Source organism: Bacillus sp. 103mf (genome assembly GCF_900116295.1).
Lineage (GTDB): Bacteria > Bacillota > Bacilli > Bacillales > Bacillaceae_G > Bacillus_A > Bacillus_A bruguierae.
In genome coordinates this window covers 39,286-53,190 of record NZ_FPAF01000010.1, presented here as the reverse complement: position 1 = coordinate 53,190, position 13,905 = coordinate 39,286, and the positions used below count along the sequence as shown (strand labels likewise).

Below are 13,905 nucleotides of genomic sequence, written 5' to 3'. Positions count from 1 at the left end.
AAACCAAAACATTCCATATCCTATCTAATAAGTGGAAGGAGGGATAAGATGGATGAAATAAAATTAGTGAAAAAAGCAAAAAAGGGTGATGATGCAGCGTTTGAACAGCTCATTAGCCTTCATCAGGATCAATTATATCGTACAGCTTATATGTATGTGCAAAATAAAGAAGATGCATTAGATATCGTACAAGAAACGGTTTATAAAGCGTACTTATCTTTAGAGCAATTACAAAAACCAAACTTTTTTCTGACGTGGTTGACGCGTATTTTAATACATAACGCTTACCAAGTATTAAATGAGAAGAAGAAGGTTCAACAATTAGAAGATAGCAGGGAATGCAAAGATGTACGAAACGTAGCAAACCGAATTGAGCAAAACATTGACTTACAAGCAGCAATTGGAAAACTAGATGAAAACTATCAAACGGTTATTATTTTACATTATTATTATGATCTTCCGATAAACCAAATTGCTTGGCATATGCATGTGCCAGAAGGAACTGTCAAAACGTATTTGCATCGAGCGAGAAAATCGTTAAAGAAATTATTAGGAGGGAGTGATGAGAATTGGATAAACAGTGGTTTAATGATGAAATAAACAAAATCGAAGTTCCTCGGGAAGAGTTACAGATCGCGATAACAAAAGGTATGAATAGAGCGAGGCAAGAAAAACCGGTAAAAAGAAAATATAATCGAAGAAAGATTGCATGGTTAGCCGCTGCATCAGTATGTATAGGTGTGCTAGGTTCAGGCTTTATTTTCCCACAAATGAATCGTGTATTAGCAGAAGTTCCGCTTATAGGAAAAATGTATGATTATTTTCATGATACGATGGGGCAAAATCTTACAGAGAGTAAACTTGTGACAGAATTGAATCAACAAGCAGTGAGTAATGGCGTTAGTGTAACGATGAGAAGCGTTTATTACGATGGTGGACGGATTAGTGTCGTATTTAAAGTGGATAATTCTGAAAAAGTAAGGATAAAAAAGACTTTTGCTAATGATTTTTATTATGATTTTAAACTTTTTGATGGGAGTCGGAAATGGCAGAGTTCCACTTCATTTATTGGGAAGAGAACAGAAGATGGTTGGCTGGGGAATATCAAAATTGACTATCCCGAAAAGGAATTACCTCCAAATACAACGCTCCCAATTACCATTACATCTATTGGTGAAACGAAAGGATTTTGGAAGTTCGATATTCCTGTGAAGCAACTAGAGAATAAAAAGATTAACCCGCAGCAGTCCATTAGAAGTGAGGATCAGCAGCATACATTTAACTTTGAAAATATTACAATCGGTAAAGGAGCAACAACGATTGACTACAAAGCAATTTATCCGCTTGTAGGCGAGAACGACTTAGCACGAATCCACAAAATAACAGATGATAAAGGGAACGAAATTGATATGTCTACTTCAGGGATTGAATTTGGGAGAGAAAAAGTGGGGGATCATGTAGAATCTGAAGAACGTTCTATTTTCGGGAAAATTCCTGATGGTGCAGAATTTATTACAATATATCCTTTTGTTCGTTTATCTGAAAAACCAGTAATTATGAAGTTAGATGAAAAAACACCATTTGAAATTAAGAGTACACGTAGTGATTTCAAAATAATCATTAATAAAGTTCAGCATAAGAACAAGCGATTAATTGTGAATTATACACTTCAAAATGTAGATACAAAACATATATCTATGGATGAGTTAATTAATCGTGGTGAAATTATGAACCTTAAGGATTCTGCGTATATAGATAAGGAATTTGCACCGATTGGTCATGTTGTAAAAGGAAGCACTGTGAAAGTATTAAATAAGAAGAAACTCCAATTTCAAGCAACGTTTCAATTGGATGGGGAATATGGCGTGAAAAATTTTAGCTTAAAGGATTATGTACTAGAAGTGGAGATGTCATCGTATCAAGCAGAAAAAACATTACCGCCTGTTCAAATTAAAGTAAAATAAGGTTACACCTCATGATTTTACATGTACTTGGTTATAGTAACAAAAGAACGATAACCAAGGAGGCTGCAACTATGGATAACAGTAGTAATTTTGTAGAGAAACTGCACGATACACAGGAGAAAGCGGAACGAAATAAAAAGCGTCAAGGTAACGGAAACCCGGGCAAGAAAAAGCCGAATAAAACGCATAAATAAAAAAGAAACCCACCTTTTTGGGAAGGTGGGTTTTGTTGATTTCATTGCGTTGCATTTGTTTTTTTTCTGCGAATGTATAGAAAAGCCAAAGCGGCAAGAACGGCAAAAACGATTAATACAACTAATAAAATAAGCCCGTAACGGTGAACGTAATGACTGATTAGATGCCAGTCTTTCCCGAATTGTAATCCTAATTGAATAAAAGTAAAGCTCCATATGAATGCTCCTAGATAAGCGTACAGACAAAATGTCCGAATACGCAGACTGGAAATGCCGGTTAAATAGGCAGTAACATGCCGCACACCTGGAATGAAGTAGCCAAAAATAAGTAAAGGAGGACCAATTTTTTGAAAGAGATCTTGTGTCCGAGCAATTTTGTTTTCTGTAATGTGCATTTTAGGGCCAAATTTCTTTAAGAAGGGAAGCCCAAGTCTTTTTCCTAATATGTAACTAAGCGAAATACCAACTGCCGAGCCAAACCATGCGCTTAATAAGGCGATAAAGAAGTGCATTTTTCCTTGAAATATATAATATCCTACAAAAGTTAATAACGTTTCATCAGGTATTGGTAATCCAATAATTCCCCCAACTAACGCCATGATTAGTCCGAAATATCCATAATGCGAAATGACATAATTTAAGTGCTGTTCTATTTGTGATCACCATCCGTTTCATCTGCAATAAGAACTATTGTATATGTCTTTTAGTTTCACCCAATTACGCACAATCATTACTATATTGCTGCTTCATTTTGTGTGAAAGGGTATGTATAAATCTACCATGTAGCTAAATATATTTTTTTATTATAACAAATTTTGTTTTAGAACCCTCTGAAAATAAGGGGGAGTAGCTCCGCTCAACGTTTTGCGTTAGCATAAACCGTTATTATTTTCATTTCTAAAACTTTTTTAAAATTTTTTAAAACGACGGACACAAAATCATATGTCCTTTCGAATAATATAGTGGAAAGTTATAAACATAATTATATATAAAGAGGAGAAAATGAAAATGATAGGAAAATATGAAGATATCGCTGAAATATTAAAAGTATTGGCGCATCCTGTGCGTTTAAATTTAGTTGAAACATTGATTACGAAAGGCCCTACGAATGTAACAACAATGTATGAAAAGTTGGGAATGCCTCAAAGTACAGTTAGTCAGCACTTAGCGAAATTAAAAGCTGCTAAAATTGTTTCGGGCACTCGAAAAGGGTTAGAAATTTATTATGAAGTAGTGGATAGTCGTACGAAGATGATTGTAGCCAATATTATTTAAATGAAAATGACGGAGTTCTTATATTTTTTAACAGTCTAATATTTTATTGTAGACTCTAAAATATAATATTAGACTGTTAAACGATTTATAGAGAGAAAAGATTCGAAATCATGTCATAGAGCACAATTCGGTTAAAGAGAATTGTGCTTTTTTTATGCATTATATTTTCATGTCAGAAAATATAACATGTATTCATTTATTGTAAGCGTTTGTATTTACGAGTATTTTAAAGATAAACAAAGAATTTGAGAGATAATGCAATATGAAATTGTTGTTTTGTCGAAAATTGTTGATTTTTGAATGTATTTAAATTACAATTGAATTTATGTAAGAAAAAAGGGAGGGGACAACATGATTAGCATTTTAGAAAAATCCGTTGAAACAAAGAATAATATTCTATGGACTTATGTAATTATTACAATGTTAATTGGCTTAGGCCTTTATTTTTCTTTTAAACTGAAGTTCGTTCAAATTCGTCATCTAGGGGAAATGGCGGGTAAAAAAGGCAGTGTTTCTTTTTTTCAATCTTTTTGTATAAGTTCTGCAGCCCGTATCGGGATTGGTAACTTAGCAGGGGAGCACTAGCGATTTTGTTAGGTGGTCCAGCTTACTATATGGAAAAAGGTTTAAATAAGCGCTGGATGGGGATTTTATTCTCTATCTTAATTACAATTAGTTATGAACTAATTTTCAACTCTGTACAAGCAAATACAGTTACACTTGCTTTGAAGAATTAAGAATGCATTTGGTCTTGAACGTTATATATAAGTCCAATTTAAAAATCCGGCATACGGAACAAGCATGATGGTGCAGCTATTAGCTGTACGGTTACATGTTATGGATATTCGCATAAATGAGGAAATACTATTTTCATAGAAAATTTTTACCTGTGTTGCATGTGTGTATGAGACGAGTTTATTTATGTCGGAAAAATAAGATTATTTTATATGAATTAGGGCTACTAAATTTTGATATGAGGTGATGATATGGGACAATTTTTGTCGGATCTATTGGGATTAACAAATGATTTTCTGTGGTCTAAATTGTTAATTATTATGCTTGTTACTTTCGGAATTTATTTTACGTTTAAATCGAAATTTGTACAGTTTCGAATGTTAAAGGAAATGGTCCGTGTGTTAATGGAAGGGAAATCTGGTTCTAAAGACGAAGTTTCCCCATTTCAAGCGTTCTGTATTGGTATGGCTGCTCGCGTTGGAACGGGAAATATCACAGGAATTGCGATTGCGATTGCATTAGGCGGTCCTGGAGCGGTATTCTGGATGTGGATTATTTCTATTATTAGCTCAGCATCCAGCTTTGTTGAAAGTACGTTAGCACAAATATATAAAGTAAAAGATAAAAATGGTTTTCGTGGTGGTCCATCCTATTATATGGAAAAAGGATTGAACAAACGTTGGATGGGAGTATTATTCTCCATTTTAATTACGATCACTTTCGGTCTTGTATTCAATTCTGTACAATCAAATACCGTTACAATTGCTTTTGAGAATGCATTCGGTACAGATCGTTTAACTTTAGGAATTATTATGGCTCTTGCTTTCGCTGCGATTATCTTTGGCGGTGTGCAGCGTATTGCAAAAATGGCTGAATACAAAGTGATGTTTCTAGCGGTGTTATACATTGGTATTGCATTATTTGTTATAGTTACAAACATAACAAAAATGCCAGAAGTTCTTTCTCTTATTGTTCAAAACGCATTTGGCTTTAAACAAATAGCAGGCGGTTCAATCGGCGCAGCGCTCATGCATGGGGTTAAACGTGGTTTATTCTCAAATGAAGCTGGTATGGGAAGTGCGCCAAACGTTGCCGCAACGGCAACAACAAGCCATCCGGTGAAACAAGGACTTATTCAAGCATTTGGTGTATTAACGGATACACTGATTGTCTGTACAAGCACAGCATTTATTATTTTACTTTCTGATGCATACAAACAACCAGAGCTAAATGGTATTGCACTTACACAAGCAGCATTAAGTGAACATGTCGGCTCTTGGGCATCAGGGTGTCTTGCTATCTTTATTTTCCTATTTGGATTCGGTGCGTTAATTGGTAACTATTATTACGGAGAAACAAATATTCGATTCTTAAACAATAGTAAAGTATGGTTGATGGTATACCGAATAAGCGTGTTAGCCATGATTGTATTCGGTTCTGTTGCAAAGATCCAATTTGTATGGGATTTAGCTGATTTATTTATGGGCTTTATGGTTATCATAAATTTAATTGCGATTGCGTTTCTTGGTAAATTTGCATTTGCTGCACTTACAGACTATATGAAGCAGAAGAAACAAGGGAAAGATCCTGTATTCCATGCAAGTTCTATCCCGGGACTAAAAAATGCAGAATGCTGGGAAGATCCAGTAATTGAAAAAGAAAAACAATTAGGTTAGTAACGCAAAGGAACATAGAGGCGGGACTCTATGTTCCTTTTTTTTGTATATTTTTCCCTTTGAAAAATATATTGCTTTTTGTAAAGATAACGCTTACAATCAGTTTATGGATGAAACAAAATGATATCATTCTCATATTCCACAATAATTATTCAGTATAGAATTTTGTCTAATGCAAACGCTTACTCATATAGGAAGTAATTTGCATGTAAAGGTATTTATCTTTTTAATCTGAATTGTCAGACGTCTATCATTAGACAACTGTTGCATCTTGGTAAATCAAACTACAAAATGGAGGATTCAAGTATGAAATTTGTCATGTTTCTTGTAGGACTAATTGCTGTATTTATACTAGCGTTTCTTGTAAGTAGCGATCGGAAAAAGATTAAATATAAGCCAATTGCTATTATGCTTGTTATTCAACTAGGATTATCATATTTCTTATTAAATACACAGATTGGATACTATTTAATTAAAGGAATTTCTGATGGATTTAGTACAATTTTAAAATTTGCGGACGCTGGAATTAACTTTGTATTTGGTGGAATGGTAAATAAGGGAGAATTCACATTTTTCCTTTCTGTATTACTTCCAATTATTTTCTTAGCAGTGTTAATTGGAATTCTGCAACATCTTAGAATTTTACCAGTCATTATTAAAGCAATTGGATTCTTATTAAGTAAAATAAATGGTTTAGGAAGATTAGAATCTTATAATGCAGTAGCAGCGGCAATTGTTGGCCAAGGGGAAGTATTTATTACAGTTAAAGATCAACTAAGTAAGTTACCAAAAAATCGTTTATATACACTCTGTGCATCTTCTATGTCGACAGTTTCCATGTCAATCGTTGGTTCTTACATGAAAATGCTTGACCCTAAATATGTTGTAACAGCACTTGTTTTAAACTTATTTAGTGGATTTATTATCATTCACATTTTAAATCCTTACGATGTAAAAGAAGAGGATGATATTTTAGAGTTACAAGAGGACAAGAACCAAACATTCTTCGAAATGCTAGGCGAGTACATTATGTTAGGATTTTCAATTGCAGTTACAGTAGCAGCAATGTTAATCGGATTCATTGCATTGATGGCAGCAATTAACGGTCTATTTGATTCTATTTTCGGTATCACATTCCAAACAATCTTAGGATATGTGTTCTCACCATTAGCATTCATCATGGGTATTCCAGCATCTGAGATGGTAAAAGCTGGACAAATTATGGCAACAAAATTAGTAACAAACGAATTTGTTGCGATGCTTGATTTAGGAAAAGCAGCTGGTGGTTTAACACCTCGTACAGTTGGTATCTTATCTGTATTCCTTGTATCATTTGCAAACTTCTCATCTATCGGAATTATCGCAGGTGCAACGAAGAGTATCGATGAAAAACAAGCAAATGTTGTATCTTCTTTCGGATTAAAACTTGTATACGGTGCAACATTAGTAAGTGTCTTATCAGCGATTATCGTTGGGGTTATGCTATAAGATAAAATAAAAAGCAATGAGCAGCGGGCTCATTGCTTTTTTTGTTTACTCAGCAGGCGGAGTAAATGTACGTTTTTCTAATTCGGCATCTAACATAAACAATGCGTTGGAATCGCTTGTAATCCGTTTTAATTTTTGAATGATGCTATCGAAAGATGCTTCTTCTTCTACTTGCTCATCAACGAACCATTTTAAGAAGGTGATGGTAGCATGTTCGCGTTCATCCCATGCAATATCAGATAGGTTATAAATACGTTTTGTAACCTCACGCTCGTGCTCAAGGGCGATTTCAAAAGCTGATAAAATCGATTCGTATTCGTTATTTGGATGATCAAATCCAGTAATGATTGCACGCTCACCGCGATCGTTAATATAATTGTACAGCTTCATAGCATGGAAACGCTCTTCCTCTGCTTGTACAAGAAAGAAATTTGCAAATCCATCATAGCTCTCTGATGTACAGTATGCTGCCATTGCCATATACACATGGGCTGAGTAAAATTCAAAATTCATTTGATCATTTAGTGCTTCACGTAATTTTGAAGATAACATAAAAAGACCCCTTTCATATTATTACAATATAATCATATCATAGTTGAAAATAATTCTCATTTATTATTTAAATCGTTTGGAAAGTTTTTTCACATGTGTTTCCATAATATCTTGCAAATCTAAGTTATATTTTTGCGCTAAAATTATAAGGTTTCCTAGTACATCTCCAAGTTCTTCTTTCAACTCTATTGTTAATTCTTCTTCGCTCTTCGTCGTTTCATCTGGGCGATCGCGGCCAATTTCGATAGCACGCACAACGCGAGAAACTTCGCCAACTTCTTCCGCTAAAAAATTAACGCGAATAAAAGAATTATATTGGGCCCAGCCCCGCTCATGATAAAATTGTTCCACCCATCTTTGAAATTCATTCGTATCCATCCTTTTCTCATCCTCCCAATATGTAGTATGATTACATTGTAGCATAACAATATATAGTTTTGGGGTGGCGGAATGAAACGGATTTGTGTGTTTGCAGGATCGAATGTTGGGGAGCGTCTAGAATTTCAAACAGAAGCTCGTCAGCTTGGAAAGATACTAGTTCAAAATAATATAGAGCTTGTATACGGCGGCTCTTGTGTTGGATTAATGGGAGAAGTAGCAAATCAAGTATTAGAGCTAGGGGGCCGTGTAACAGGCATCATGCCGCGTGGGTTATTTAGAGGAGAAATTGTTCACCACGGTTTAACGAAACTAATCGAAGTAGAAACAATGCATGAAAGAAAATCGAAAATGAGTGAACTTGCTGATGCATTTATTGCATTGCCAGGTGGATATGGAACATTTGAAGAGTTGTTTGAAGTTGTATGTTGGTCACAAATCGGGATTCATGAAAAGCCTGTTGGATTGCTCAACATTGCAGAATTCTACACACCATTATTACAAATGGTGGACCGTGCAGCAGAAGAAGGATTTATGAATCCATCAAATAAAGAATTGCTTGTTTCTGCACAAACAGCTAACGAATTATTTGTGCAGATGAAGAGTTACAAAAGGCCAGTTATGGGTAATAAGTGGAAACAGTTAACATGATGAAAAACCGAGTGGGGTGTCCCACTCGGTTTTTTGTATATTCTTCTTGTCGAATATTATCGAAGGATTTTTATATTGTGTCGAATCGCCGATATATTGGCACCGCTTTTCTTATGATCCAGCTCCAGCGGCTAGAACAGGCGGTCGTTTCGCGCCTTCCGCTGAGGCAAAAAGCACCTTCTGTGTGAAAGAACCTTAGCCAACGGGGCTAAACAGTCGGCTCTGCTTTTCTTATTGATTCAAGAATGCGCGCAGCATCCATGCGTGTTTTTCAAGTTCTGTGTAGATGCCAAGTAGTAGGTCAGATGTCATTTCATCGTCTGTATCTTGTGCGATTTCCATGCCTTTTTTTAGTTCGCTTAGCATCATTTCGTAGTCCTTCATAATCGCTTCGACCATCCCTTCTGCAGTTTCTCCGTAATCTGCCTCTTGAACAGAAGATAATGTTAAGTATTCTTTCATTGTTGCTACTGGTTTGCCGCCAATTGCTAAAATACGTTCTGCGATTTCATCGATGTGCGTAGCTGCTTCTGTATAAAGTTGTTCGAATTTCTCATGAAGTGTAAAGAATTGAGGTCCTGTAACGTACCAGTGGAAGTTGTGTAATTTTGTGAATAAAACGTTCCAGTTTGCTACTTGTTTGTTTAATACTTCAATTACTTGTGTGTTCATGTAATCAATCCCCTTTTAAATTATTATACTGTTTGTTAATGTGGTCAATTTCTTTTTAAATTATTATTTTATACTATTTACTAATTTATAATTATTATAATCTAATAACAGGTATAAAATCAACTCTTTTTGCATATATAATTTTAAAATATTTTGTGACGCACATGTATGTTTAAAATAAAAGCTAATGTGACATACAAGTAACAGAGAGTAAAGAGAAAGGAGAATGAAAATGCAGCTCCCATTTCAAAAGATATATCAACAAGCTGGGAACTGGTATGTACTTGATGACAATTTTCCATGGGATATAAATCAAGTAAAGAGGGATGTTTTCTCGTTAATTGAACGACGTGAGGTACCTGTTATTTTCTGTGATACGTGCGAAACGAATGATGTGTTAATACGATTAGGAGAAGAGGAAGAAGAATTTTTATTTCCTTTGAGCGGATTTTATCATAAAGAAAAGCGGCTCATTTTTGTTTGTATGTGGGAGAAGTATGAGAATGTATTAGAAACATTGTTGCATGAGTTTCGGCATGATATGCAGCATGAACATAAGTTATTGTATGTTGGGGATGAAATGTATGAAAAGCGGTGGATTGAAAAAGATGCAAGGGTGTTTGCGAAGAGAAAGCTGAGAGAATATAGGAGAAGGTATGTGAACTAAAACATAGTATATACTATATTTTAGTTTTAAACTTACAAAAAGAAAGTAATTGACATTTATTAAGTTTAGTTCTAAACTGTAGTTACAAAGCTTAGTGAGATGAATCAACATGTAAAAGATAAGATTTTTCTGCTGCACAATTTAATGAATTAGTATAAATCGGACAGGGGGCAGACAGAAGTAGTTCCCCCGTAAGAAAGTTTTTAAGCAATCCAATTTTATAAGCTCACTCGTGAGGAGCAGAAGCAACTGCTGGAATTATTAAGAAAGTTACAGTTATAAAAAATTTTAAATAAATATCTCGGATTCGAGATAATATGAGGTGAAAAATATGTTTAAAAAAATTGATCATAAACAAATGGGAAGAGCAAATCACGGTTGGTTAAATACACATTTTCATTTTTCATTTGCAGATTACTACAACCCAAATAATATGAGATTTGGTGCACTTCGCGTTATTAACGATGATTTAGTAGCAGCACAAACAGGATTTGAGATGCATCCGCATCGTGATATGGAGATTATTTCTTATGTAGTAGACGGGGCATTAACACACCAAGATAGTATGGGAAACCGCGGAACAATTGAGCGTGGACATGTGCAATATATGAGTGCTGGAACAGGCGTCTTCCATAGTGAACACAATTTAGGCGATGAAACATTGCGTCTTCTGCAAATTTGGGTTTTACCAGACCGTGCTGGTCATACACCAAATTATGGTGAATTTAAATTTGATTGGGATAAACGTGAGAATACATGGTTCCACATGGTTTCACCAATTGATGGCGGTGCACCGATTGAAATTCATCAAGATGCAAACTTGTACTCTCTTGCTTTAGAAAAAGGAAAAGAGATTGTGTTCTCAGTTGGTGAAGGGCGTCAAGCTTATTTGGTTCAAATTGAAGGAGGCGGCGTTGTGAATGGTGAAACATTAGGGATGAGAGATGCAGCAGAAGTAATTGCGGAAGATATTCACATTCAAGCAACGGAAACAGCTCATTATTTGGTAATTGAGATGAAGAAACAATAATTGTAGTAAGCGAGTAGCGTCTAAAAAGGACGCTACTATTTTTTTTGAATATTCTGTCTAAATTTTCTAAAAATTCAATTAAAGGTTATTGCTAATTTCTCTAGAACTGTATAAAAGTGTCAAACAATTTAGGGATGGGGAGTGTTGTTTTTGAAAAAGAAGGTTCTATCTTCAACGTTAGCTTTGTCTATGGCTTTAGGAGCATTTGCGACATTAGGTACGTCACGTACATATGCAGATGAGCAAAAAATTCAATACAACCAAGAGTTCCAGACACCATCTTATATTGGGGAAGAGTGGAAAGCACCGGAAGGATTAGATAAAAAAGAAACGGTGTTTGAGTATTTAAAAAGTAAAAAAGATATGTTTAAATTAGCGGGAAATATTGAGAAACATTTTGAGGTCGTTAGCGAAGAAAAAGATGCAGAAGCAGAAACAACACATGTGAAGCTTATTGAAAAACATAATGGTGTTTCTGTATATGGATCTGATCAAACAGTAACGCTAGATAAAGATAATAATGTAAAAGCATTTTTCGGACAAGTTATTCCGAATTTAGAAAATAAAAATATCCCATCATCTGCGAGCATTTCAGAAGATGAGGCCGTAAATATTGCAAAGGCCGGTATCGAGAAAGAAATTGGAAAAGTAGATAACTATGATGGTATTAAGAAAGATTTATATGTATATGAAAAAGATGGACAATATTATCTTTCTTATCTTGTAAAAGCATCTACTTCAAATCCAGCACCAGGCTATTGGCATTATTTCGTTGATGCAACAAACGGAAATGTAATTGAGAAGTATAATGCGATTGATCATATTACTGGGTTTGGTTACGGTGTATCAGGAAATCGCACAATGTTTGAAATGTCCCGAAATGAAAAAACAGGTGCTTTTCACTTATTTGATGGTACGCGTGGACAAGGCGTTCATACATTCGATGCGAAAAATATGAATCCATATTTATTTGATTTATTGTCGCAATGGTTCGGATATACAGGGTATGAAGTTGAGAGCAAAAACAAATTCTTTGAGGATAAAGCAGCTGTCGATGCTCATGCTAACGCTGCGAAAGTATACGATTATTATAAGAAAACATTTAATCGTAATTCCTATGATAATGAAGGGGCAAAATTAATTTCTACTGTTCACGTAGGAAAGAACTGGGATAATGCAGGGTGGAACGGTATCCAAATGATGTACGGAGACGGTGATGGAAAAGAATTTATTCCATTCTCAGCAGGACTTGATGTTATTGCGCATGAGCTCACTCACGCAGTAACAGAGTACTCTGCAAATCTAGAATATAGAAATGAATCTGGCGCATTAAATGAATCGTTATCTGATATTATGGGTGCAATGGTTGACCGTGATGATTGGGATATGGGAGAAGATATTTATGCACCAGAGATGCGAGGAACTGTACTGCGTTCTTTAAGTAATCCGGCTTCTATTCCAAATCCATTAAAGCCAAGTGAAGGCTATCCTGATCATTATAGTAAGCGCTACAAAGGAACGATTGATAATGGCGGTGTTCATATTAATAGCAGCATTAACAACAAAGCGGCACACTTAGTTTCTGAAGGTGGTACGCATTACGATGTTACTGTAAATGGTGTAGGCCGCGAAGCAACAGAAAAAATTTATTACCGCGCTCTTACAAAATATTTAACTGCAAACTCAAACTTTAGCATGATGCGCCAAGCTGCAATTCAAGCGGCTACAGATTTATATGGCCAAAATTCTAAAGAAGTACAAGCTGTAAAGAAAGCATACGATGCAGTAGGAGTAAAATAAAGTGAAACTTCCGTCAGTGGGGATTCTTCATCCCCCACTGATGGAAAGCCCGCCCAATCGGGCTTTTACGGGCAGTTTTCTTCCTGGTTTTCCCATCATTTACTGCCCGTTAATGCGGGGTAAGAAACGAAAAGACCTGATTTCATATCAGGTCTTTTTTATCGTTTAATCACGAATGCCTAATGCAATTTTAGCAAATCGGGACATGCGATCTTTTGTCCATGGCGGATTCCAAACAACATTTACTTCAATTTCATTTAATTCAGGAACATTTGTTGCTAATACCTTTTTGACATCAGACACGATTTGTCCAGCCATTGGACAACCAATAGAAGTCATTGTCATTGTAATAACAGCATTATGCTGTTCGTCAGTTGTGACATCATATACTAACCCAAGATTTATAATATCGACGCCAAGCTCAGGATCAATAACAGCTTCTAAATTGGCATATACTTTATCTTCCAAAGTTTGAGACATATAAGCACCTCTATTAATAATTGATATTTGTTCTCATTATAATGGATTTGCAATAAAGATGCAGTGATCTAGCTCATAGTATTTTTCATATAGAAAAAAAGCATTCCTCATAACAATAAGTAGTTCGGATAACGTGGAGAAACAATAGAAATAGTACAGTAAATTGCGTATGAAAGTGCAGAGGTTTTATGCTCAACTTTTTATTGCAAAATAATTTAGTAGGTTATTAAAAGTGAAATCATAGTTTATGTGCGACTTTGGTCATATAAGATGTGAAAAGAAAATTTTAGGATTTATAGGTAATTTATGTTAAATTATAAAGAGAAATGATAAATTTCCTTTA

15 protein-coding genes and 2 pseudogenes are annotated in these 13,905 nt (G+C 35.1%); 12 read left to right on the top strand and 5 right to left on the bottom strand.

The genetic code is table 11. The features are described from left to right. Nucleotides 1–48: 48 nt before the first annotated feature. From BM350_RS18855 to BM350_RS18845, 3 genes are all read left to right on the top strand, one after another. Nucleotides 49–600 (top strand): sigma-70 family RNA polymerase sigma factor, encoded by a 552-nt coding sequence (locus BM350_RS18855; RefSeq protein WP_090916023.1) that lies wholly within the window; start codon nt 49–51, stop codon nt 598–600. Next, nucleotides 570–1,964 (top strand): DUF4179 domain-containing protein, encoded by a 1,395-nt coding sequence (locus BM350_RS18850; RefSeq protein ID WP_090916025.1) that lies wholly within the window; start codon nt 570–572, stop codon nt 1,962–1,964. The genes BM350_RS18855 and BM350_RS18850 overlap by 31 nt, the downstream gene beginning before the upstream one ends. 71 nt (nt 1,965–2,035) lie before the next feature. Beyond that, nucleotides 2,036–2,158: a DUF4023 domain-containing protein gene (locus BM350_RS18845; RefSeq protein WP_035433200.1), complete on the top strand. Its 123-nt coding sequence runs from the start codon at nt 2,036–2,038 to the stop codon at nt 2,156–2,158. 41 nt (nt 2,159–2,199) lie between these two features. Here BM350_RS18845 and BM350_RS18840 read toward each other — a convergent pair whose 3' ends face one another. After that, nucleotides 2,200–2,757: a DedA family protein gene (locus tag BM350_RS18840; RefSeq protein ID WP_090916026.1), complete on the bottom strand. Its 558-nt coding sequence runs from the start codon at nt 2,755–2,757 to the stop codon at nt 2,200–2,202. A 403-nt stretch (nt 2,758–3,160) separates the two neighbouring features. On the opposite strand from BM350_RS18840, the gene BM350_RS18835 reads away from it, so the two are divergent. The 4 genes and pseudogenes from BM350_RS18835 to BM350_RS18820 all read left to right on the top strand — a co-directional run bounded on the left by BM350_RS18835 (nt 3,161) and on the right by BM350_RS18820 (nt 7,332). Next, nucleotides 3,161–3,433, top strand: coding sequence for an ArsR/SmtB family transcription factor (locus tag BM350_RS18835; protein ID WP_090916028.1), 273 nt, complete (start codon nt 3,161–3,163; stop codon nt 3,431–3,433). 354 nt (nt 3,434–3,787) lie between these two features. Next, nucleotides 3,788–4,198: pseudogene (locus tag BM350_RS18830) on the top strand (alanine:cation symporter family protein); the annotation flags it as partial. A gap of 221 nt (nt 4,199–4,419) precedes the next feature. Next, on the top strand, nt 4,420–5,844 hold the full coding sequence (locus BM350_RS18825) for an alanine/glycine:cation symporter family protein (RefSeq protein ID WP_090916030.1): 1,425 nt from the start codon (nt 4,420–4,422) through the stop codon (nt 5,842–5,844). Between the two features lie 306 nt (nt 5,845–6,150). Next, nucleotides 6,151–7,332, top strand: coding sequence for a NupC/NupG family nucleoside CNT transporter (locus tag BM350_RS18820; RefSeq protein ID WP_090916032.1), 1,182 nt, complete (start codon nt 6,151–6,153; stop codon nt 7,330–7,332). A 45-nt stretch (nt 7,333–7,377) separates the two neighbouring features. Here BM350_RS18820 and BM350_RS18815 read toward each other — a convergent pair whose 3' ends face one another. Then, nucleotides 7,378–7,884 (bottom strand): ferritin, encoded by a 507-nt coding sequence (locus BM350_RS18815; protein WP_090916034.1) that lies wholly within the window; start codon nt 7,882–7,884, stop codon nt 7,378–7,380. Nucleotides 7,885–7,947: 63 nt separating this feature from the next. Next, the gene (locus BM350_RS18810; protein ID WP_090916036.1) at nt 7,948–8,262 is read right to left on the bottom strand and encodes a MazG nucleotide pyrophosphohydrolase domain-containing protein; all 315 of its coding nucleotides are present in this window, start codon (nt 8,260–8,262) and stop codon (nt 7,948–7,950) included. Nucleotides 8,263–8,334: 72 nt separating this feature from the next. On the opposite strand from BM350_RS18810, the gene BM350_RS18805 reads away from it, so the two are divergent. After that, complete coding sequence (locus BM350_RS18805) at nt 8,335–8,913, top strand: LOG family protein (RefSeq protein ID WP_090916038.1); 579 nt, start codon at nt 8,335–8,337, stop codon at nt 8,911–8,913. Nucleotides 8,914–9,144: 231 nt separating this feature from the next. Here the strand turns inward: BM350_RS18805 and BM350_RS18800 are convergent, their stop codons facing one another. Further along, entirely contained in the window at nt 9,145–9,585 is a 441-nt protein-coding gene (locus BM350_RS18800) for a Dps family protein (RefSeq protein WP_090916040.1), read from the bottom strand. Nucleotides 9,586–9,817: 232 nt separating this feature from the next. Between BM350_RS18800 and BM350_RS18795 the strand changes: the two genes are divergently transcribed. From BM350_RS18795 to BM350_RS18785, 4 genes and pseudogenes are all read left to right on the top strand, one after another. Then, nucleotides 9,818–10,252: a DUF3920 family protein gene (locus tag BM350_RS18795; RefSeq protein ID WP_090916042.1), complete on the top strand. Its 435-nt coding sequence runs from the start codon at nt 9,818–9,820 to the stop codon at nt 10,250–10,252. A gap of 177 nt (nt 10,253–10,429) precedes the next feature. Next, nucleotides 10,430–10,534, top strand: a pseudogene (locus tag BM350_RS26390) (MarR family transcriptional regulator); the annotation flags it as partial. A gap of 49 nt (nt 10,535–10,583) precedes the next feature. Further along, the gene (locus BM350_RS18790) at nt 10,584–11,282 is read left to right on the top strand and encodes a pirin family protein (RefSeq protein ID WP_090916044.1); all 699 of its coding nucleotides are present in this window, start codon (nt 10,584–10,586) and stop codon (nt 11,280–11,282) included. A gap of 150 nt (nt 11,283–11,432) precedes the next feature. Then, on the top strand, nt 11,433–13,082 hold the full coding sequence (locus tag BM350_RS18785; RefSeq protein ID WP_090916046.1) for a M4 family metallopeptidase: 1,650 nt from the start codon (nt 11,433–11,435) through the stop codon (nt 13,080–13,082). A 165-nt stretch (nt 13,083–13,247) separates the two neighbouring features. Here the strand turns inward: BM350_RS18785 and BM350_RS18780 are convergent, their stop codons facing one another. After that, the gene (locus tag BM350_RS18780; protein ID WP_090916048.1) at nt 13,248–13,562 is read right to left on the bottom strand and encodes a metal-sulfur cluster assembly factor; all 315 of its coding nucleotides are present in this window, start codon (nt 13,560–13,562) and stop codon (nt 13,248–13,250) included. Between the last annotated feature and the right edge of the window lie 343 nt (nt 13,563–13,905).